At 75.6% G+C, this 20,362-nt stretch carries 17 protein-coding genes; 6 read left to right on the forward strand and 11 right to left on the reverse strand.

From position 1 onward, the window contains the following. Positions 1 to 268 precede the first annotated feature (268 nt). The gene (locus ACI79A_RS09985) at positions 269 to 1,432 is read right to left on the reverse strand and encodes a ScyD/ScyE family protein (RefSeq protein ID WP_457082565.1); all 1,164 of its coding nucleotides are present in this window, start codon (positions 1,430 to 1,432) and stop codon (positions 269 to 271) included. Between the two features lie 213 nt (positions 1,433 to 1,645). Here ACI79A_RS09985 and ACI79A_RS09990 point away from each other — a divergent pair, with 213 nt between their 5' ends. Then, positions 1,646 to 2,503: a pentapeptide repeat-containing protein gene (locus ACI79A_RS09990; protein WP_457082567.1), complete on the forward strand. Its 858-nt coding sequence runs from the start codon at positions 1,646 to 1,648 to the stop codon at positions 2,501 to 2,503. A gap of 57 nt (positions 2,504 to 2,560) precedes the next feature. On the opposite strand, the gene ACI79A_RS09995 is transcribed toward ACI79A_RS09990, so the two are convergent. Further along, on the reverse strand, positions 2,561 to 3,262 hold the full coding sequence (locus ACI79A_RS09995) for a TIGR03943 family putative permease subunit (protein WP_457082569.1): 702 nt from the start codon (positions 3,260 to 3,262) through the stop codon (positions 2,561 to 2,563). Continuing rightward, complete coding sequence (locus ACI79A_RS10000; protein ID WP_457082767.1) at positions 3,259 to 3,975, reverse strand: permease; 717 nt, start codon at positions 3,973 to 3,975, stop codon at positions 3,259 to 3,261. Before ACI79A_RS10000 ends, ACI79A_RS09995 begins: the two co-directional genes overlap by 4 nt. Positions 3,976 to 4,508: 533 nt before the next feature. Between ACI79A_RS10000 and ACI79A_RS10005 the strand changes: the two genes are divergently transcribed. Genes ACI79A_RS10005 through ACI79A_RS10015 form a run of 3 tightly spaced genes read left to right on the forward strand, consistent with a single transcriptional unit; the run spans position 4,509 to position 7,041 of the window. Next, positions 4,509 to 5,474, forward strand: coding sequence for a metal ABC transporter substrate-binding protein (locus ACI79A_RS10005; RefSeq protein ID WP_457082571.1), 966 nt, complete (start codon positions 4,509 to 4,511; stop codon positions 5,472 to 5,474). After that, a complete protein-coding gene (locus ACI79A_RS10010) occupies positions 5,465 to 6,175 on the forward strand; it encodes a metal ABC transporter ATP-binding protein (protein WP_457082573.1) in 711 nt (236 codons plus the stop codon). The genes ACI79A_RS10005 and ACI79A_RS10010 overlap by 10 nt, the downstream gene beginning before the upstream one ends. Beyond that, complete coding sequence (locus tag ACI79A_RS10015) at positions 6,169 to 7,041, forward strand: metal ABC transporter permease (RefSeq protein ID WP_457082575.1); 873 nt, start codon at positions 6,169 to 6,171, stop codon at positions 7,039 to 7,041. Before ACI79A_RS10010 ends, ACI79A_RS10015 begins: the two co-directional genes overlap by 7 nt. A 111-nt stretch (positions 7,042 to 7,152) precedes the next feature. Here ACI79A_RS10015 and ACI79A_RS10020 read toward each other — a convergent pair whose 3' ends face one another. From ACI79A_RS10020 to ACI79A_RS10040, 5 genes are all read right to left on the reverse strand, one after another. After that, a complete protein-coding gene (locus ACI79A_RS10020) occupies positions 7,153 to 9,792 on the reverse strand; it encodes a hypothetical protein (RefSeq protein WP_457082577.1) in 2,640 nt (879 codons plus the stop codon). Next, positions 9,789 to 10,517 carry an ABC transporter ATP-binding protein gene (locus ACI79A_RS10025; RefSeq protein WP_457082579.1) on the reverse strand — a complete coding sequence of 243 codons (729 nt, stop codon included), beginning with the start codon at positions 10,515 to 10,517 and terminating at the stop codon, positions 9,789 to 9,791. Before ACI79A_RS10025 ends, ACI79A_RS10020 begins: the two co-directional genes overlap by 4 nt. Then, positions 10,514 to 11,122, reverse strand: coding sequence for a PadR family transcriptional regulator (locus tag ACI79A_RS10030; protein ID WP_457082581.1), 609 nt, complete (start codon positions 11,120 to 11,122; stop codon positions 10,514 to 10,516). Before ACI79A_RS10030 ends, ACI79A_RS10025 begins: the two co-directional genes overlap by 4 nt. A gap of 284 nt (positions 11,123 to 11,406) precedes the next feature. Beyond that, positions 11,407 to 12,831, reverse strand: a complete 1,425-nt coding sequence (locus ACI79A_RS10035) for an NADP-dependent succinic semialdehyde dehydrogenase (RefSeq protein ID WP_457082583.1) — start codon at positions 12,829 to 12,831, stop codon at positions 11,407 to 11,409. Positions 12,832 to 12,961: 130 nt separating this feature from the next. Further along, the gene (locus tag ACI79A_RS10040; RefSeq protein ID WP_457082585.1) at positions 12,962 to 14,350 is read right to left on the reverse strand and encodes a threonine/serine ThrE exporter family protein; all 1,389 of its coding nucleotides are present in this window, start codon (positions 14,348 to 14,350) and stop codon (positions 12,962 to 12,964) included. A 273-nt stretch (positions 14,351 to 14,623) separates the two neighbouring features. Here ACI79A_RS10040 and ACI79A_RS10045 point away from each other — a divergent pair, with 273 nt between their 5' ends. After that, the gene (locus tag ACI79A_RS10045; RefSeq protein ID WP_457082587.1) at positions 14,624 to 16,144 is read left to right on the forward strand and encodes an acetyl-CoA hydrolase/transferase family protein; all 1,521 of its coding nucleotides are present in this window, start codon (positions 14,624 to 14,626) and stop codon (positions 16,142 to 16,144) included. 106 nt (positions 16,145 to 16,250) lie between these two features. Next, on the forward strand, positions 16,251 to 18,065 hold the full coding sequence (locus ACI79A_RS10050; RefSeq protein WP_457082589.1) for an alkaline phosphatase D family protein: 1,815 nt from the start codon (positions 16,251 to 16,253) through the stop codon (positions 18,063 to 18,065). A gap of 38 nt (positions 18,066 to 18,103) precedes the next feature. Here ACI79A_RS10050 and ACI79A_RS10055 read toward each other — a convergent pair whose 3' ends face one another. The 3 genes from ACI79A_RS10055 to ACI79A_RS10065 all read right to left on the reverse strand — a co-directional run bounded on the left by ACI79A_RS10055 (position 18,104) and on the right by ACI79A_RS10065 (position 20,326). Then, entirely contained in the window at positions 18,104 to 18,541 is a 438-nt protein-coding gene (locus tag ACI79A_RS10055) for a hypothetical protein (RefSeq protein ID WP_457082591.1), read from the reverse strand. Between the two features lie 139 nt (positions 18,542 to 18,680). Continuing rightward, a complete protein-coding gene (locus ACI79A_RS10060) occupies positions 18,681 to 19,787 on the reverse strand; it encodes an NAD(P)-dependent alcohol dehydrogenase (protein WP_457082593.1) in 1,107 nt (368 codons plus the stop codon). A 188-nt stretch (positions 19,788 to 19,975) separates the two neighbouring features. Then, positions 19,976 to 20,326: a hypothetical protein gene (locus ACI79A_RS10065; protein ID WP_457082595.1), complete on the reverse strand. Its 351-nt coding sequence runs from the start codon at positions 20,324 to 20,326 to the stop codon at positions 19,976 to 19,978. Positions 20,327 to 20,362: the final 36 nt, after the last annotated feature.

Consider the following 20,362-nt stretch of genomic DNA (forward strand, 5'->3'; position numbering starts at 1 on the left):
GTTCCACTCGGAGGCCTGCAGCGTCACGGCGCCGCCGTCGACCGCGCCCTCGCCGAAGACGACCGCCCGGCCGGCCGAGAAAGCGCTGAGCACCTGGTCCCGCACCTCGGGCGGGGGGGGGGGGGGGGGGGCCGCGGGCGGCCCCCCCCCCCCCCCCCCCCCCCCCGCCCGCCCCCCCCCCCCCCCCCCCCCCCCCCCCCCCCCCCCCCCCCCCCCCCCCCCCCCCCCCCCCCCCCCCCCCCCCCCCCCCCCCCCCCCCCCCCACGGCTCAGCCGGCCGGGGTGAACGCGCCGGCGCCCACCCGGACGAGCTGCCCGGAGCCGGGCGGGAACCCGAGGAAGCCGGCGATGCCCCACGCCGCCGCGTACAGCCGTCCGTCCTCGACGAGCAGCCCGGTCGGCATCGTCACCGAGACCGTTGCGCGGCTGCCGTCGCGCGCCACCCGGGTGACCTCACCGACCGCCGCCGGGTCGAACCCCGGCCCCGGCTCACCCATCGGCATCCCGGCGAGCACGTTCGAGACGTACACCGTGCCGCGGTGGTCGACGGCCACCCCGGTGGGCGAGGTGAGGTCCTCGATGACGTGCACGACCTCGCCTCGCGGGCTCAGCACGTACACCCGCCCCGCACCGGGCACCTCGGCCCCCAGGGTGCTGACGAAGACCAACCCCTTCGGGCCCTGGGCGATCCCGGTCGGCACCGGGTCGCAGCCCACCGTGCCCGGGTTGTTGGGCGCATCGGCGCAGCCGGGCACCTCCTCGGGCGTCACCACCGGCGGCACGAAGAACGTGCTGACCGCACCCGAGCGCCGGTCGACGGACAGGACGGCGTTCGCGCCGGCGTCGGCGACCAGCACCCGCTTCTTCTGGGCCAGCACCGCGTAGGGGTTGGACAGCGTCTCCACCGGCTCGCCGTCGACGTACTGCTCCTGACGGTCGGGGTTCTCGGCCAGCTCGTGGGCCAGCAGGTCGACGGTGTGCAGCACCGGACCACCGGGCTTCGCGACCAGCAGCGAGGTGCTGGCGGCGTCGGCGGGCGGGGGCGGGAACGGCGAGGGCGGCGGCGCCGGTTCACCCTCCTCGGGCGGGGGCGGGGTCTCCCCGACGGCGACGAACAGCAGCCCCCGGTCGGTGTCGACGCCCTGCGGGTTGGCCAGCCCCGACAGCAGCGTGCGCACCTCACCGCTGCGCAGGTCGACCGAGGACACCTCCCCGCTGTCGGACTCCGCGACCACGACCCGGTGCCCTCGGGCCGCGCTGACCTGCCGGGGACCGTCCAGGCCGGTGGCGACGGTGGCGATCTGGTCGTCCGGCGGGTGACCCCCACCGTGACCCCCGCCGTGACCCCCGCCGGCCTGGGCCGCCGTCACCGGCACCACCACCATGAGTGCCGCCCCGGCCAGCGCCGCCGCAGTCCTGCTGTAACGCCTCATCACGTCCTCCGGATCTGTGTGGAGCTGCTGTGCAACTCCTGTGGCGCGGCGAGGCTCCCGCTCGCACGCGGAGGCGATCAACGGTCATCTGCGGTCCGGGCGCGCGTCGTCGCCAGTAGTGACCGCCGTCACTCGGCGGCGTGGCCGCCCGGGCCACCTACGCTGATCCGGGCGTCCACCCCGGCCGTTCCCGACCCCTGGAGGGCGTCACCGGTGTCCCCGTCCCCCGTGCCCGAGCCGGCCGGGCTGCGCGCCGACCTCCGCGCCGACCTCCGCGCCGACTGCGACCGGTGCATGGCGCTGTGCTGCGTCGCGCCGGCGTTCACCGCCTCGGCCGACTTCGCCTTCGACAAGCCGGCCGGCACCCCCTGCCGACACCTGCGCCCCGACACCCGCTGCGACATCCACGCCCAGCTGCGCGGGCGCGGCATGCCCGGCTGCGTCGTCTTCGACTGCTTCGGCGCCGGCCAGCGGGTGACCGCGCTGACCGGCGCCGGCCGGGACTGGCGGGCCGACCCGGTGACGACGGCCGAGGTGCTCGCCGTCCTCCCGGTGATGCGGCAGCTCACCGAGGTGCTCTGGCACCTGGTGGAGGCCGAGCTGCTGGTGGACGCGGTGCTGGTGCCGGCCGGGCCGCTGTCCGACGAAGTCACCGCCCTGCGCACCCGGGTCGAGGCGCTGACCACCGCGCCGGAACTCCCGGAGACCGACGTCCCGGCGCTGCGCGCGGAGGCTGGGGGCCTGCTGGGCCGGGTGAGCGAGCAGGTGCGCGCGGACGTACCCGACCGGGGACGGGACCGGGCGGGCGCGGACCTGATCGGGCGGGACCTGCGCCGCGTCCGGCTGCGGGGTGCGTCGCTGCGCGGGGCCTACCTGATCGGCGCGGACCTGCGCGGGGCCGACCTCCGGCGGGCCGATCTGCTCGGCGCCGACCTGCGGGCCGCGGACCTGCGCGGCGCGGACCTCACCGGCGCACTGTTCCTCACCGTGCCGCAGCTGACCGCCGCGCGTGGCGACGCCGCCACCCTCGTCCCCGCGGACCTGCCCCGGCCGGAGCACTGGGCCGGCTGACGCGCCGGGACCGGCGCGGCGCTCACCCCGGCACGGCCGTGGCCGCCCCCGGAGAGGTCACTCGTAGGGCTCGGCCGGTGCCGCGATCCGCTCGACGGCGGCAGCGCGCAGCACCGGCGGCCCGCCGGGCTCCCGGGGGCCGGGCGTACCGACCACCTCGACCCACTGGTCGGCGGGCAGCCCGCCCGGCGCGTCCCGCACCTGCACCCGCAGCGCCGCTGCATCGGCGGCGCAGCAGGCGATGGAGAACCGGGCGATGTCCCACGTGACGTCGTCCGGTCCGCCGTCGTCGCTGGGGACGACGAAGCCGACCAGGCGCACCCGCCATTCGGCCAGCGCCGCCGGGTCGGCCTGCGACCAGATCGTGTACTGCAGCAGCGTCATGGTCCGGTGGTCGGCGCCGGGGTCGTCCGGGCCGATCCCCTCCCCCGGGGCCTCCGCGGCCACCACCGGCTGTGCCTCGAGCCGGTCGACGGAGAAGGCCCCCAGGGCCGGGGGCGCGACGACCACCAGGACGGCGACCGGCGCGGCCAGCAGCCAGCCGACCCCGGGGCCGGGGTGGTCGGACCGGTGCCCACGGTCGCGCAGCAACCCCAGCCCGCCGACGACGACCAGCAGCACCCCGGAAGCGACGAGGAAGGGCTGGAATCCGCCGCGCACGTAGGCCAGGTGCTGGTCGGTGAGGGCGACGACCAGCACGACCAGGCCGAGCAGCAGCAGGAGCACCTGCTGGGTGGGCCGGTCCGGGCGCGCGCTCACAGCAGCACCTCCCCCACCCCCAGGGCCACGGCGACGGCGACCAGCAGGGTGGCCGGCGCGAAGCGCAGCGCGAACCCGCGACCGAAGGTGCCCACCTGCAGCGCCACCAGCTTCACGTCGACGGCGGGGCCGACCACCAGGAACACCAGCCGCGAGGTGAGCGAGAACGAGGTGAGGCTGGCGGCGACGAAGGCATCGGCCTCCGAGCAGATCGCCAGCACCACGGCCAGCGCCGCGAGCACCAGCACCGAGAGGACGGCGGACCCGGCCACCGTGTCCAGCCAGGCCCGGGGCACCAGGGTGTTGAGCGTGGCCGCGGTCAGGCCGCCGACGACGAGGAAGCCACCGGCGTGCACCAGGTCGTGCTGCACCGCGCGGCGGAACGCGTCGCCGCGGCCGGCGACCGGGTCGGTCACCGCGGGGCGCGGCAGCCGCAGCCAGCCTGGTCGGGCGAACGCCGTCCACAGCCAGCCCATCAGCACCGCCACCAGCAGCGAGGCGGCGAACCGCGCGGCGACCATCTCCGGCTGGCCGGGGAAGGCGACCGCGGTGGCCACCAGCACCACCGGGTTGATCGCCGGTGCGGCCAGCAGGAACGCCAGCGCCGCGGCCTGCGGGACGCCGCGGCCGACCAGGCTGCCGGCCACCGGCACCGACGCGCACTCGCAGCCGGGCAGCACCACCCCGGCCGCCCCGGCCACCGGCACCGCCAGCGCCGGGCGCCGGGCGCCGGGGCAGCACCCGGGTGAAGAACGAGGCCGGCACCAGGGTGCTGATCGCCGCCGAGAGGAGCACGCCCAGGGCGAGGAACGGCAGCGCCTGCAGGCAGACCGCGACGAACACCGTGCTCCAGGCGAGCAGCGCCGGGGAGGTCAGCAGGCCAGGGGCGGCGAAGTGCATGACGACGAGCAGCACGAGCCCGGCGCCGAGCAGGTCGCCGCTGCGCAACCGGCGGTCCCGCCCCGGCACCGGGTGGCGCGGACGTGCCTCGAGGACCTCGCTGATCGTCATCTCCCCTGCTGGGCCACACCGCGCGCCATGGGAACGGTTCCCGTTGGCTTTTACCGGGCAGCAGCCTCTCACCCCCCGACCCCGAGGAGAACGTCCGTGGCCGAGTCGCCGTCGAAGAACCGCACCGCGGGCGCCGCCCGCCTGCTCCGCACGGGCGGCGGCACGGTGCGCACCGGGGTCGACTGTCGACACCCACCGCTTTGACAATGGTTCTCATTAACGCCAGCATCGGGGCATGCCGCCGCCGTTCCGCCGCTCCCCCGCCCTCGCCGTGTCCCTCGCCGCCGGGCTGCTGCTCACCGGCTGCGGATCGGCCACCGCGGCCAGCGACGACGACGTGGCGGTGGTGGCGGCGTTCTACCCGCTGGCCTGGCTCGGCGAGCAGGTGACCGGCGACCTGGCCACCGTCACCCTGCTCACCCCGGACGGCGCCGAGCCGCACGAGTACGAGGTCACCCCGCGCGACGTCGCCGCGGCCACCGAGGCCGACGCCGTCGTGTACCTCCCCACGCTGCAGCCCGCCGTCGACGCGGTCGTCGACCAGCAGGCCGGCGACCGGGCGTTCGACGCCGGCGCGGCCGCGAACCTGTCGCTCACCTACGAGGCGCACGACCACGGCCACGGGCACGAGGACGAGGACGAGGGCGAGGAGCACACCGACGACGAGCACGGCGAGTCCGTCACCGACCCGCACTTCTGGCACGACCCGCTGCGGATGGCCGACGTCGGCGACGCGCTCGCCGAGTTCCTGGGCACGGTCGACGAGGAGCACGCCGAGCAGTACGCGGCCAACGCCGGCGACCTGCGCACCCAGCTCACCGAGCTCGACGGCGAGTTCCGGGCCGGCCTGGCCGACTGCGCGACCCGGGAGCTGGTGACCAGCCACTCCGCCTTCGGCTACCTGGCCGACGCCTACGAACTGGAGCAGTTCGGCATCAGCGGGCTGGCCCCCGACGCGGAGCCCTCGACCAGCGCGCTGACCGAGGCGACGGAGTTCGTCCGTGCGCACGACGTCCGCACGATCTACTTCGAGACGCTGGTCAGCCCGGCCGTGGCGGAGACCGTGGCCCGGGAGACCGGCGCGCAGACCCGGCAGCTGGACCCCATCGAGGGGCTCACCGACCAGTCGCAGGGCGCGGACTACCTCGCGCTCATGCGGGCCAACCTGGCCAGCCTGCAGGAGGGTCAGCAGTGCTCCTGAGCGCTCGCCCGGGCCCCGCGCCGGAGCTGCTGGCGCCGGCGTCGGACACCGTGCTGTCCGTGCGCGGAGGCGCCTTCGGTCACGGGCGGCGGCCGGTGCTCAGCGAGGTCGACCTGGTGGTCCGCCCCGGGGAGGTGGTCGCCGTCCGAGGACCCAACGGAGCCGGCAAGTCGACCCTGGTGCGCGGGCTGCTCGGCCTGTGCGACGTGCTCGCCGGGGAGCTGCGGCTGTTCGACCGGCCGCATGAGCGGTTCCGGGAGTGGCACCGGATCGGCTACGTGCCGCAGCGGCACACCGTCGCCGGCGGGGTGCCGGTGACCGTGCGGGAGCTGGTGTCCACCGGCCGGCTCAACCGGCTGCGCCCCTGGCAGCGCTTCGGCGACATCGACCGGTGCGCGGTCGACTGCGCGCTGGAGGGCACGGCGCTGGCCGGGTTCGACCGCCGCCCGCTGGCCGAGCTCTCCGGCGGGCAGCAGCGCCGGGCGCTGGTCGCCCGCGCCCTGGCCGGCGACCCGGAGCTGCTGCTGCTCGACGAGCCGACCGCCGGCGTCGACGCGGCCAGCCAGCGGGTCCTCGCCGGCACGCTCGCCGGGCTCGCCGAGACCGGCGCCGCCGTCGTCGTGGTGCTGCACGAGCTGGGCCCGCTCGCCGACGTGGTGACCCGGGTGGTCACCCTGCCGGGCACACCCGCGCCGTGCTGAGCTACGAGTTCATGCAGCTGGCTCTGGCGGCCGCCGTGCTCGTCGGCCTCACCGCCCCCACGGTGGGGGTCTACCTGGTCCAGCGCCGGCTGTCGCTGATCGGCGACGGACTGGGGCACGTCGCCCTGCTCGGGGTGGCGGTCGGCCTGGTCACCCGGTCCGCGCCGGTGCTCACCGCCCTGCTGGCCACGGTGACCGGCGCGGTGGTGGTGGAGGTGCTGCGCGCCCGCCGGTCGGCCGGCGCCGACGTCGCGCTGGCCATCCTGTTCTACGGCGGGCTGGCCGGCGGCGTCGTGGTGGTCACCCGCGCGCCGGCCGGGACGCCGATCACGCTGGACAGCTACCTGTTCGGCGCGCTCACCACCACGACCCGGGGCGACCTGGTGGTGTTCGCCGCGATGACCGTCGTGGTGCTCGCGGTGACGATCGGCCTGGGCCGGTCGCTGTTCACCGTCGCCCTCGACGAGGAGCACGCCCGCGCCGCCGGGCTGCCGGTGCTGCCGCTGAACCTGCTGCTGGCGGTGGTCACCGCCGCCACGGTCACGCTGTCGATGCGGGTGATCGGCCTGCTGCTGATCAGCGGCCTGATGGTGCTGCCTGCCGGCTGCGCCCAGCTGGTGGCCCGCAGCTTCCGGGCCGCCCTCGCCGTCGCGGTGCTGGTCGGGGTGACCGTGGCGGTGAGCGGCACGGTCGTCTCCTACTACGCCGACACCCCCTCTGGCGGGACCATCGTGCTGATGGCGGTGGCGGCCTACGCGGTGCTCAGCATCGCGCGGACCGCCCGCCGACGGCACCGGCCGGCCTGCGTCGTCGTCATCCCGGAGCACCCGGTGGCGGAGGCGGCGCCGCTGCGCGTGCCCGGCTGAGCGCGGCCGGCACCACCCGACGGCGGGGAACGCGCGGCCGGCGGCTGCGCTCGTGCGCCTCGCGGGCCAGCTGCGCCGCGGCCACCACCGACGCGCGCTCCTGCGGCCCGTTCACCGGAGCCGGCCGGCCATCGGCAGCCGGGAACGGACGAACAGGCCGGTCCCGACGACGGCGAGCAGCGGGACGACGACGGCGACGGCGAGCAGCAGCAGCCATGGGACGTCGATCAGCGGCCGGGCCCCCATCCCGTAGTCGGTGCTGGTCAGCGGGTAGGCGACGGCGATGCCGGGGGCGAGGCCCACGAGCACGCCCAGCAGCGCGCCGGTGCCGCCGATCACGGCCGCCGATCCCATCGCCACCCGCCGTCGGGTCGCAGGGGCCGCACCGACCGCCGCCAACGTGGCCAGGTCCGGCCGGGCATCGGCGAGCGCCAGGCCCGTCGCGGTGAGCGTGGCGATGAGCACCAGCGCGCCACCGATGACCAGCAGCAGCACCCGGCCGATGGCCAGGTAGTCGGTCCAGCCGCGCTCGACGTACACCGAGGTGCCGGCCGACAGCGCGGCCAGCGTCTCCCGCAGCTCCGTCTCCTCCGCCTCGGTCACCGGGGAGTCCGGGCCGCCGACGACGAGCTGCGAAGTCGCCACCGGCACGGGCAGCCGGTCGGCCAGCGCCGGCGGGACGACGACGAGCGCCGGCACGCGCAGCGTGTCGGTCGCCGAGACGGCGACCTCCGTCGCGGGGAGGTCGACGCTGCCCAGCGGGCGGTCGGTGCTGCCGTTCCACTCGGAGGCCTGCAGCGTCACGGCGCCGCCGTCGACCGCGCCCTCGCCGAAGACGACCGCCCGGCCGGCCGAGAAAGCGCTGAGCACCTGGTCCCGCACCTCGGGCGGGGTCGCGGCGGCCAGCACGTCGGCCGCCACGACGACCACCTCGTCCCCGCCGAGCACCGGGGCGAACCACCCGCCGCCCTTGGGGAACCACCGGCACTCCGCGACATCGGACCCGCAGCCCGGGCGGGAGACCGCCAGCTGCTGCTGACTGCCCTCCGTCCACTGCGCCGTCCGCACCGGGCTGACCGCACGGTCGGGCAGCTGTTCGCCCACCACCCGCTCGACGTCGGACCACTCCACCCCGCCGGCGTTGTACAGCCGGACCACGGCGGCGCCCATCGGCGCCTGCGCGGCGTAGTCGCGCTCGGCCTGCGCGCTGTCGCTGGCGCTGCCGATGCCCAGCGTGGTGATCCCGGCGACGGTGGCCATCACGGCGGCCACCGCGGGCGCGGTGCGGGTGCGGTTGCGGGTGGCGTCCCGGACCGCGAGCCGGAGTGCGGTGGGCAGCCGCCCGGCCAGCGGCGCGAGCAGCCCGACCAGCCAGGGGGTGGCGATCACCGTCCCCAGCACGAGCAACACCGCTCCGATGGCGACGGCGAACTCGGTGCCCTGCGCGCCCGCCACAGTGACCACCAGCCCGGCGGCGGCCGCGATCAGCCCCAGCACCGGCAGCGTGCGGGAGCTCCGCACCTGGCCGCGCCGGCCGGTCAGCGTGGTCACCACGTCGGTCGCCGCGGCCTGCTGGGCGGGGACGGCGGCCGCCGCCAGGCCGGCGAACGTGCCGGCGGCCACCACGACGAGCACGTGCAGCAGCGGCACGTCGAACGGGCCGAACACGAGGTCCGAGCGGCTCTCGATCACCGGCACCGCGACCGCGGCGAGCGCGACGCCGAGCCCGGCACCCAGCACCGCGGCTCCGCCGCCGAGCACGGCCCCGGAGGCGAGGACCACGCGCTGCAGGTCGCCCGGGGCGCCGCCGGCCGCGGCCAGCAGGGCCAGGTCCCGGCGTTGCCGGCGCAGCCCGACGGCGAAGGCCGGCCCGGCCAGCAGCACCACCTCCAGCAGCAGGCCGGTGACGATGAGCGCCAGCACGGCCACCTCGGCAGTGCCCAGGCCCCCGTCGGCCGACCAGCCAGGTGGGGAGTACTCCGCCTGGGCAGGCGGGTCCTCGACCACCGCGCGGGAGGTCACCACCAGCCCCTGCGCGTTGAGCTCCTGCACGGCCGGCCATGCCAGTCCCCCGGGCACCGTCACGTAGAACTCGGCAGTGGACCGGCCCAGCAGGTCCACGTCCGACGGTGGCACCACCAGGAACGGGTCCTCGCCGGGGCGCGAGGCGAGCACGCCGACGACCGTCGCCGGCACGTCGTCGCGGGTCAGCGCCAGCTCGTCGCCGACGGCGATGCCGCGGCGCGCGACGGAGCGGCTGACCGCCACCTCGCCGGCCGCTGCCGGCGCCCGGCCGTCGACCACCTCGTAGGCGGCCTGGCGCAGCGGGTCCGCGAGGTCGTCGGCGTAGCCGTCGACCGTCGCGTACCCGGCATCGGTCCGGTAGGCGATCGGCCCGGTCGGCACCTCGGTCACTGCGGCGCCCGGGGGCAGGAGGTCGCGCACCTCCGCCGCCGTCCACCGTGCGCCGTCACCACCCGGCTCGTAGCTGAGGATCTCCCCGTCCGTCGGGTCGGCCCAGAGCCGTTCCCGGGAGACGCCCTCGATGCGGGCGTCGGCGGCGCCGAGGGTGGTCGGCAGCTGCTCGACGGCGCTGACCTCGGCGGTCCGGTACAGGGTGTCCCCGGCGACGATCGCCAGCACCGGCAGACCGACCATCAGCAGCACCAGGACGCTGCGGCCCCGGGCGCGCAGCGCGTCGCGGCGGGCGATGCGCAGCGCCAGCCGCCAGCGCACCAGCCAGGCGGTCACGCGCCGCCGCCCGCCGGCAGCAGCGACTCCGCGCCGGAGACCGGCCCGGTGGTGTCGACGACGACGCCGTCGCGCAGGAAGACCACCCGGTCGGCCCACGCCGCGTGCCGGGCCTCGTGGGTGACCAGCACGCCGGCGGCGCCGGCCGTGCAGCGGGCGCGCAGGACACGGAGCACCTCCTCACCGGTCGAGGAGTCCAGCGCGCCGGTGGGCTCGTCGGCCAGCAGCAGACGGCGCTGCCCGACCAGCGCACGCGCGATCGCCACCCGCTGCTGCTGCCCGCCGGACATGTCGTCCGGGAACCGGTCGGCGAGGTTCCCGACGCCCACCTCGTCGAGCGCGGCGCGCGCCTCGGCCCGCGCCTGCCGGCTGCGGACCCCGTCCAGCTCCCGGGGCAGCGAGACGTTCTCCACCGCGGTCAGCGCGGGGATCAGGTTGAGGTCCTGGAACACGTAGCCGACGCTGCGCCGGCGGACGGCGGCCAGGGCAGCTGCGGAGAGGCCGGCGAGGTCCTGCCCCTCGACCCGGACCTGCCCGGCGGTGGGGGTGTCCAGCCCGCCGGCGACGTGCAGCAGCGTCGACTTGCCCGAGCCGGAGGCGCCCATGACCGCGACCAGCTCGCCGGGCGACACGGTGAGGTCGGCCCCGCGCAGGGCGTGCACGACCAGGTCGCCCTGCCGGTGCTCGCGGGTGACCCCGCGGAGCTCGAGCACCAGGGCGCTCATCGCCGTCCGCGCTTCCCGATTCCGGCCGGAGCAGCGGCCGGAGCGGCAGCCGGGGCAGCCGGCGCAGCCGGCGCAGCCGTCGGACGCTGGGCCGCGGCCCGGGCGACCCGCGCCTCACAGTGGTCCAGCCAGCGGATCTCCGCCTCGGCCCGGAACACCAGGGAGTCCAGCACCAGGGACCAGGCCAGGTCGTCGGCGCCCTCCCGCGTCTTGAGCCGGGTCAGCTCCTGCAGCGAGGTCATCGTGGCCGAGCGCTGGGTCTGCACCACCGAGAGGACGTCGACGTCCGGGGTCGTCACCGCCAGCGCCAGCTTGATCGCCAGCTCGTCCCGGGGCGCGGCCTTGGCCCCGACCGGCGAGCCGAACCACGCCCGCACCTCCGCCCGGCCGGCGTCGGTGATCCGGTAGGCGATCCGCCCGTCGGTGTCGGGGGGCCCGTCCTGGACCACGAGCCCGTCGCGCTCGAGCCGGTCGAGGGTCGTGTACACCTGCCCGACGTTCAGCGGCCAGGTCGCCCCGGTCGCCGCGTCGAACGAGGCGCGCAGCTGGTAGCCGTGACTGGGTCCGCGCTCCAGCAGCGCCAGCAGGCCGTGTCGGATGGACATGGATACGGAGTATGCATACTTCGTATGTGGCTGCCAAGAGCGGCGCGCAGGCGATGCGGACGGGAGCGCGGGGTCGGGCCTTCCGACGCGACCGACGACCCGTCGACGGGTGGAGCGGCCGAGCTCCACCCGTCGGGCCCGACCACGGATCGGGGGTGCTGCCCGAGTGCCTGCGCGGCGCCGTCGCCGGCGTCGGCGCCCCACCCCGCCCCGCCTGACCCGCCGTAGTGGCCATCTTGGCGGCTCAGGGGCCCGCCCTCGTGGCCATTCCGGCGGGACGGGGGTCACTCGGCGGCGGTGCCGGCGGTGCTGCCGTTCTCCTGCTCGCTGCTGGGCCCGCCCACCCAGACGGTCTTGGCGTTCATGAACTCGCGCATGCCCAGCTCGGTGAGCTCCCGGCCGTAGCCGCTCTGCTTGACCCCGCCGAAGGGCAGCTCCGGGTAGCTGGTGGTCATGCCGTTGACGAACGCCATGCCGGACTGGATGTCGCGGACGAACTGCGCCCGCTCGGCCTCGTCCTCGCTCCACAGGTTCGAGCCCAGACCGTAGGGGTGACTGTTGGCGATCTCGATCGCCTCGTCCAGGCCGTCCACGGTCCACAGCGCGGCGACCGGGCCGAAGACCTCCTCGGAGTACAGCTTCATCTCGGGGGTGATCCCGGTCAGCAGGGTCGGCTCGTAGAACCAGCCCGGCCGGTCGACCCGATTGCCACCGACCACCACGGTGGCACCCTTGCCGACGGCGTCGTCGACGTAGTCCGCGACGTCCTGCAGGCCGGACTCGGTGGCCAGCGGGCCGACGTCGGTGCCCTCGTCCATCGGGTCACCGACGGTCAGGGCGGCGATCTTCTCGGCGAACAGCCGGGTGAACTCGTCGGCGACGTCGCGGTGCACGAAGAACCGCTTGGCCGCGATGCAGCTCTGCCCGTTGTTCTGGTTGCGCGCGGTCACCGCGACGTCCGCGGCGGTCTCCAGGTGCGCGGAGGGCATCACGATGAACGGGTCGGAGCCGCCCAGCTCCAGCACCGTGGGCTTGAGCGCGTCCCCGGCGATCGAGGCGACCGACTGCCCGGCGGGCGCGCTGCCGGTGAGCGTCGCGGCGACCACCCGGTCGTCGCGGAGCACCCGCTCGATCGTGCCCGAGCCGATGAGCAGGGTCTGGAAGACGTCGGCGGGGAACCCGGCCTTGCGGAACAGCTCCTCCAGGTACAGCGCGGTCTGCGGCACGTTGCTGGCGTGCTTGAGCAGCCCGACGTTGCCGGCCATCAGCGCCGGGGCGGCGAAGCGCATCGCCTGCCACAGCGGGAAGTTCCACGGCATCACCGCGAGCACCACGCCCAGCGGCTGGTAGCTGACGTAGGCCTGTCGGGCCCCCACCGCATCGGCGTCCAGCTGCTGCGGCTCGAGCATCGCCGGCCCGTGGTCGGCGTAGTAGCGCAGGGCCTTGGCGCACTTGCCGACCTCGGCCTTCGCCGCCGACAGCGGCTTGCCCATCTCGGTGGTCATCAGCTCGGCGACGCCGTCGGTGTCGGCGTCCAGCACGTCGGCCGCGGCGCGCAGCCAGCGGACCCGGTCCTCGACCGAGGTCAGCCGGTAGCTGCGGAAGGCCGCCGCCGCCCGGCCGATCTTCTCCTCGAGCGCCTCGTCGGTGAGCGGCTCGTAGGTCTTCAGCGTCTCGCCGGTGGTGGGGTTGATGGTGGCGATGGCCATGGGGGTCTCCCGTCGTCAGCTGGAGGCGCGGGTCCGGACGGCGGCGCTCGGCAGAGGGCGCTCGGGCGGCCCGGACGGGCACCGGTGCGCTGTGCACCTGCCCGACGGGAGGGCGGTGAAACCGCTCCGGTCAGCCCCTCCGGCGCAGCGGGCCGACGATCCGTGCGCCGCCGCGGGGGCCGGCGATCCGGGGGCCGGCGATCCGAGGGCCGGCGATCCGGGGGCCGGCGATGCGTTGCTCGACGCGCTGGAGCTCCCGGCGCGCCGGCTGCGCGAGGAAGCTCCCCAGGATCACCCCCGCAGCCAGCGCCAGCCCGATCGAGATGGCCTGGCTCAGCAGCAGGAAGCCGGTCCCGGTGTCACCGCCGGCCAGGAACAGCATGCCGCGGTAGATGGTCAGCCCGGGCAGCAGCGGGATGATCCCGGCGGCGACCAGGACGATCGCGGGCGCCCGTAGCCGGTGGGCGAAGACGTAGGCGCCCATCCCGACCACGACGGCCGCCAGCCCGGTCGACAGGGCGGGGTTCAGACCGGCGTGGTCCAGTGCCCGGAAGGCCCCCCAGCCCAGGGCGCCGGCGACCCCGGCGGCGGGGATCGTCCGCCGGGGCGCATAGTTGGCCGCGGCCGCGGCGGCGGCGGCCACCACCGCGGCGAGCACCTGGACCGGCAGGTCCCCCAGCTGCGTCGCGGGCTGCTGGTTCACCGCGAGGCTGACCCCCAGCCGGTCGGCGACGGAGAGCACGCCGGCCACCCCGGCGACGATCCCGGCGGTCAGCACGAACACCTCGAAGGCCCGGGCGCTGGCGGTGAGCAGGAACCCGGTGATCGCGTCCTGCACCGAGCCCACCAGCGTGAGGCCGGGCAGCAGCAGCACGATGCCGCTGGCCACCACCAGGGAGGGACGGACGTCGAGTTCGGCGGCGAGCAGGCCCATGGCCACCGCGGTCGCGAACGCCGCACCCAGCACGTTGGCGTAGAAGTCGGGCAGCCCCCGCACGGAGAGCGCTGCGGCCATCCGGTCCACGACCCCGGTGGTGGCGAAGGCCACGGCCGCGACGAGCGCACCGCCGCCCAGCAGCACGGCGATCGCCGACGCCAGCGCGGCCCGGAAGGCGGTGACCGCCCACCGCGGGTAGGGGTGCCGGGCTCCCCGGATCTCCTCCAGCCGGACCATCGCCTGCTCCGGCGTCACGCGCTGCTCCACCAGGTCGGCGACGAGGTTGTCGACCTCGGTCACCCGGGTGTGGTCCGGCGCGCGGACCTGCACCAGCCGCACGCTGGTGACCGGTGCGACGTCCGACGCCCGCACGTAGGTGAGGGTGATGGAGGTGAACATGACCTCGCAGACCACCCGCTCCAGCCCGCAGGCCCGGGCCAGCGTCACGAGGGTGGCCGTGACGTCGGCGGCCCCGGCCCCGCCGGAGAGGAGCACCTCGCCGGCGCGGAGCGCGAAGTCCAGGACCCGGTAGGCCTCGCGCTCGTCCGGCTCCGGCAGGTGCAACGGCTCCTGGGTCGTCAACTGATCCGGACGCCGTTCCCCGCGTCGGCGTCCTGCGACCACCGGCGACCTCCTGCTCGGTGCTCCCCGGCGCGCACCGGGGCACTGCCTGTCCCGGCCACCCTCCCAGGCCGGGCACCGGGCCGCAGCGACGGGCGGTGTGCTCCCGACCACCCGGCAGGGACGCCGACCCGGGCGGGCCACCCGGCCCGCGGCGGGCGGGACGCTGGTCCCGCCCGTAGCGTCGGAGCAGGACGGCCGCGGACCGGGCGGCCGCGGGAACACGGAGGTCGGATGGACGCCGGACGGATCCGGAACGCCGCACTGGCCCGGAAGGTGGTGCCGGCCGAGGAGGCCGCCGCCGCCATCCGGCCGGGTGACAACGTCGGGATGAGCGGCTTCACCGGCGCCGGCCACCCGAAGGCGGTGCCCGGGGCGCTGGCCCGGCGGATCACCGAGGCGCAGAACGCCGGCGACCCGTTCCAGGTCGACCTGTGGACCGGCGCCTCGACCGCGCCCGAGCTGGACGGGGTGCTCGCGGCGGTCGACGGCATCGCGCGGCGGCTGCCCTACCAGTCCGACCCGGTGCTGCGGGAGAGGATCAACCGCGGTGCGGTCGACTACGTCGACGTGCACCTCTCGCACGTGGCGCAGCTGGCCTGGGAGGGCTTCCTCGGCCCGCTCGACGTGGCCGTGGTCGAGGTCAGCGCCATCACCGAGGACGGACTGCTCGTCCCGTCGTCGTCGGTGGGGAACAACAAGACCTGGCTGGACCTGGCCGAGCGGGTGGTGCTGGAGGTCAACGCGTGGCAGCCGGCCGGGCTGGCCGGCATGCACGACGTCTACTACGGCACCGCGCTGCCGCCGCACCGCCGACCGGTGCAGCTCACCCGCCCCGACGACCGGATCGGGGTGCCGCACCTGCGCGTCGACCCGGACAAGGTGGTCGCGGTGGTCGAGACCGACGCCCCTGACCGGAACACCCCGTTCGCGGCGCCCGACGACACGGCGCGGGCGATCGCCGGCCACCTCATCGAGTACCTCGAGCACGAGGTGACCCGCGGCCGGCTGCCGGCGGACCTGCTGCCGCTGCAGTCCGGGGTCGGCAACGTCGCCAACGCCGTCCTCGCCGGCCTGCAGGAGTCGCGCTTCGAGCAGTTGACCGCCTACACCGAGGTGATCCAGGACGGCATGCTGGACCTGCTCCGGTCGGGCACGCTGTCGTCGGCCTCGGCGACGGCGTTCTCGCTGAGCCCGACCGCGATCGCCGACTTCACCGCGCACGTCGACGAGTTCCGCGACCGGATCCTGCTGCGGCCGCAGGAGATCAGCAACCACCCCGAGATCATCCGGCGGCTGGGCGTGCTGGCGATGAACGGGATGATCGAGGCCGACCTGTACGGCAACGTGAACTCCACCCACCTGATGGGCAGCCGCATCCAGAACGGGATCGGCGGCTCGGGTGACTTCGCCCGCAACTCCTACGTCTCCTTCTTCGTCAGCCCGTCGACGGCCAAGGGCGGGGCGATCTCCTCGATCGTGCCGATGGTCTCCCACGTCGACCACACCGAGCACGACGTCGCGGTCGTCGTCACCGAGCAGGGCCTGGCCGACCTGCGGGGGCTCTCCCCCCGGCGGCGCGCCCAGCTGGTGATCGAGAAGTGCGCGCACCCGGACTACCGGCCGATGCTGTGCGACTACCTCGAGCGGGCCGAGCGCGGCGCCTTCGGGATGCACACCCCGCACCTGATGGCCGAGGCGCTGAGCTGGCACGCCCGGTACGCCGAGACGGGGTCCATGCTGCCGCCCCGCTGAGCCCGGCGGGGCGGCGCACCGGGCGCGGGACGCCGGTCAGCCCGGCGACGTCCGGCGTTCACCTGGTGCCCCTCGGGTGGTTGCTGCGGTCACCCACAGTGCCCGCATGCCCCTCGATGCACCGCTGTCCCGTCGCACCGTCTTCAAGGGCGGCGCCGCCGCGGCGGCCGCCCTCACCCTCGCCAACCTCACCCCCGAGGCTGCCCGCGCCGCCGTGGCCGAGACCGCCCGCTCGGGCGTGTTCGGCTTCGGCGTCGCCAGCGGCGACCCCACGGCCACCGAACTGCTGCTCTGGACCCGGGTGACCCCCACCCCCGAGTCGCTGCCCGGCAGCCGGCGCGGGCCGGCCGTCCCGGTCCGCTGGGAGGTCGCCGCCGACGAGGCGTTCACCGAGATCGTGCGCAGCGGGAACGTCGTCGCCGACGTCAGCCGCGACCACACCGTCAAGGTCGTGGTGAACCGGCTGACCCCCTACACCCGCTACTTCTACCGGTTCACCTGCGCCGGGCAGACCTCCCCCGTGGGCCGGACCCAGACCGCGCCGGACGAGCCGGGCGAGACCCACGCGCTGCGCATGGCGTTCGTGTCCTGCAGCAACTGGACCGGCGGGTACTTCACCGCCTACCGCGGCATCGCCGCCCGGGACGACCTGGACTTCGTGCTGCACCTGGGCGACTACCTCTACGAGTACGGCAACTCCCCGCGGGTGGCCGGGGTGGCGGGCTCCGGCGACCGGTACGGCCCCAACGCGCTGATCGGCATCCGGGACCACGAGCCGGTCCACGAGATGGTGTCGCTGGAGGACTACCGGATCCGGCACGCGCTGTACAAGACCGACCCGGACCTGCAGCGGGCGCACCAGCAGCACCCGTGGATCGTCATCTTCGACGACCACGAGATCACCAACGACGCCTACGACTTCGGCGCGGAGAACCACGAGCGGGACGACGACCCGGACACCCCCTACACCGAGCCGGGCAAGCCGGACGGCATCAAGCCCGAGGGCGACTTCCTGTTCCGCCGGGCGAAGGCGTTCCAGGCCTACCTGGAGTGGATGCCGATCCGCGAGCCCGCGATGTGGCAGCCGCGCCCGAGCAAGGGCCGGCAGTTCTTCCGCCGCTTCAGCTTCGGCGACCTGGCCGAGCTGTCGGTGATCGACACCCGGCAGAACCGCAGCGAGCAGGTGCCGGGCACCGTCGACGGCGAGCTCAACCCGGCGCTGACCGACCCCCGCCGGCACCTGCCCGAGCCGCCGCAGCTGGACTGGCTGACGAAGGGCATCAGCTCCGGGCAGACCGACTGGCACCTGGTCGGCAACCAGACGGTGTTCGCCCGGGTCTTCGCCGTCCCGCGCCCGGGCACCGTGCCCGGCTCGGTGTTCAACACCGACCAGTGGGACGGCTACCAGGCAGACCAGCGAACGGTGCTGGAGGCGATGGCCGCGGCCCAGCGGACCGACCCGGTGGTGCTCACCGGCGACATCCACTCCTCGTGGGCCAACGACCTCCCCGTCGACGTCGCCGCCTACCAGACCGACGGCAACTCGGTGGGCGTGGAGTTCGTCTGCCCGTCGGTGACCAGCAACGGGTTCAAGGAGGCCGTCGGGTCGGCCGCCGCCGCGTCCGCCACCACCGCCGCCTTCCAGGCCGCCAACCCCTGGGTGCGGTACCTGGAGGGCATCGGGCACGGCTTCGTCGTCCTGGACGTGACGCCGGAGCGGGTGCAGGCCGACTACTGGTTCATCCGCAGCAACGGGGACAAGGGGCTGGCCGTCGACCCGCGGCTGGACCCGCAGGCGACGGTCGGCTACGAGACGTCCTTCGCCTCGGTCAAGGGCTCGCGGAAGGTGAGCGGGCCGGTGTCCCAGCTGGGCGCCCGCAGCGACTCCCCGCGCGACGCGCGGGTGGCCGTTCCCCGCTGACCCGCCGGCCGACCGCCCCGGCTGGTGAGCCGGGGCGGTCAGCCCGCGTGCGCCCGGTCGTCGACGAGGTGGACGACCGGCAGGCCGCAGGTCTTCTGGATCTTGGCCGGCAGGTTGCCGCGCAGCCAGCGGGAGAGGCCCAGCGGCAGCGTGGAGACGATCACCTCGTCGGCGGGGAACCGCCCCAGCGCCAGGCGCAGCGCCTCCATCGCGTCGGGGTCGCCGACCTCGCCGTCGACCTCGCCACCGAGCTCCCGGATCTCGGTGAGCGCGCGGTCCAGCCGCTGGGCGGCCAGCGCATAGGCGCGCTCGTCCGACGGCGGGCCGCCCCCGAGCGGGCCGGCCTGGTCCTGCACCGGGGTCGCCGGGACGACGACGTGGAACTGGTGCGGGCCGGCGGCGACCCGCTCCTGCACCGCGGCGAGGAGTTGCTCGCCGCCCAGGGTCTGGTTGGCGAGGACCAGGGTCTTCGGCATGGTGCGTTCCCCTTCCGGCGCTGGCGGGTTCCGTCGAGGGCGACGGTAGGCCCGACCGGCCGGTCCGCGGTAGACCGGCGGACGTCGCACGGTCGACCACCGTGCGACGGTCCGCCGAACTCCCGGGTCGGGCTGCGGCTCAGGCCTCGGGCATGGTGATGACCGGCTTGACCACCGCGCCGCTGTACGAGGCCTCCATCGCCTCGCCGATCCGCTCCAGCGGGAACCGCTCCACCAGTCGGTCGATCGGGAAGCGGCCGGCGGCGTAGAGGTCCATCAGCGCACCGATCAGCGGTCCGCTGCGGCCGCTGCCGCCGAGGGTGCCGACGATCGACTTGCCCCACAGCGTGCTCATGTGGTCGGCGCTGAACTCCGCCCCGGCCGGCGCCCCGCCGATCAGGATGGTCTTCCCGCGCATGCCGACGGAGTCGATGGCCTGTCGGACGACCGGCAGGATGCCGGTGCACTCGAGGGCGAAGTCGGCCGGGCCGCCGCAGATGTCGGTGATCGCCTGGACCGGGTCGGTGTCGCCGGCGTCGACCACCTCGGTGGCGCCGAGCTCGCGGGCCAGCTGCAGCCGGGACTCGTGCCGGTCGACGGCGATGATGGTGCTGGCCGCGGAGTTGCGTGCGGCCATGATCGCCGCCAGCCCCACCGTGCCCGCGCCGTAGACGACGAGCGAGGCCCCGGGCAGCGGGCGGGCGGTGTGGAAGACCGCGCCGGCGCCGGTCGCCAGCCCGCAGGCCAGCGGCCCCATGAGGTCGACCGGGAGACCGTCGGGGATCGGCACCAGCGAGGTGGCCGTGGCCAGCGAGTGCGTGGCGAACGAGGACTGGCCGAAGAACGCCCCGGCCAGCGGGTCGCCGCCGGCGGTGCGCACGCCGGAGGTGCCGACCGGCCGGTGGCCGCTGAAGGCGAGCTCGCCCAGGTTCAGGCAGTACCGGGGCTCGCCGTCCAGGCAGTTGCGGCAGTGGCCGCACCACGGCCAGCCCATGACCACGGCCTGGCCCTCGCGGACGTTGGTGACCCCGTCACCGACGGCGACGACCGTCCCGGCGCCCTCGTGCCCCAGCACGCCGGGCAGCGGGAACGGCATGTTGCCCTCCCGGGCCAGCCCGTCGGTGTGGCAGAAGCCGGTGGCGGTGACCTGCACCAGCACCTCACCCGGGCCGGGCTCGTCCAACTCGACGTCCCGGATGGCGAACGGCGCGTCCGGCTGCTCGACGACGGCGGCGGTTGCTCTCATCTGCGCTCCCCGCACCGGGCCGGTCATCGGCGGCCGCGCCGGTGCGCCCGCGGACCGTCGCGCCGCGGACGTCCGTGCCCCGGCGTGCCCGCAGTCTGCCCGTGAGTCTCGGGGTCCGGGCGAGCGGATCGGACCGGCAGGTGCGCCCCAGGACATCCGTCCCGGGCGCCGGCGGACCGGGCCGGGTCTCAGGATCGCTTCGCGTCGAGCCGGTCGAGCAGGTCCTTCGCCGCGCGGCGGATCTCCTCGTGGTCGTTCTGCGAGGCCCGCTGCTCGGCGTGGATCAGCGCCGCCCGGTTGACTTTCGCGAAGTCGCCGTGGGGGAAGCGGAACCGGGCCTTGGTGCCCTCCCCCGCGTCGGTGTCCTCGGCGAGGTACCAGCGGCTCCACTCCTCGCGGCCCTCGTCCTCGATCTCGGAGTTCCGCTCCTGGGTCGACGGCGCGGCGTCGGACCACTCGGTGGTGTCGTCGTACTCCCCGGCGTCGATGAGCTGCTGGGCGTGCCGGACGCCGGCCTCGTTCACTCGGTAGCTGGGCATGCCGCGGCACTACCCGCCCGGGGCCGTCCGCCACCC

This window comes from Modestobacter sp. SYSU DS0657, from assembly GCF_054050925.1.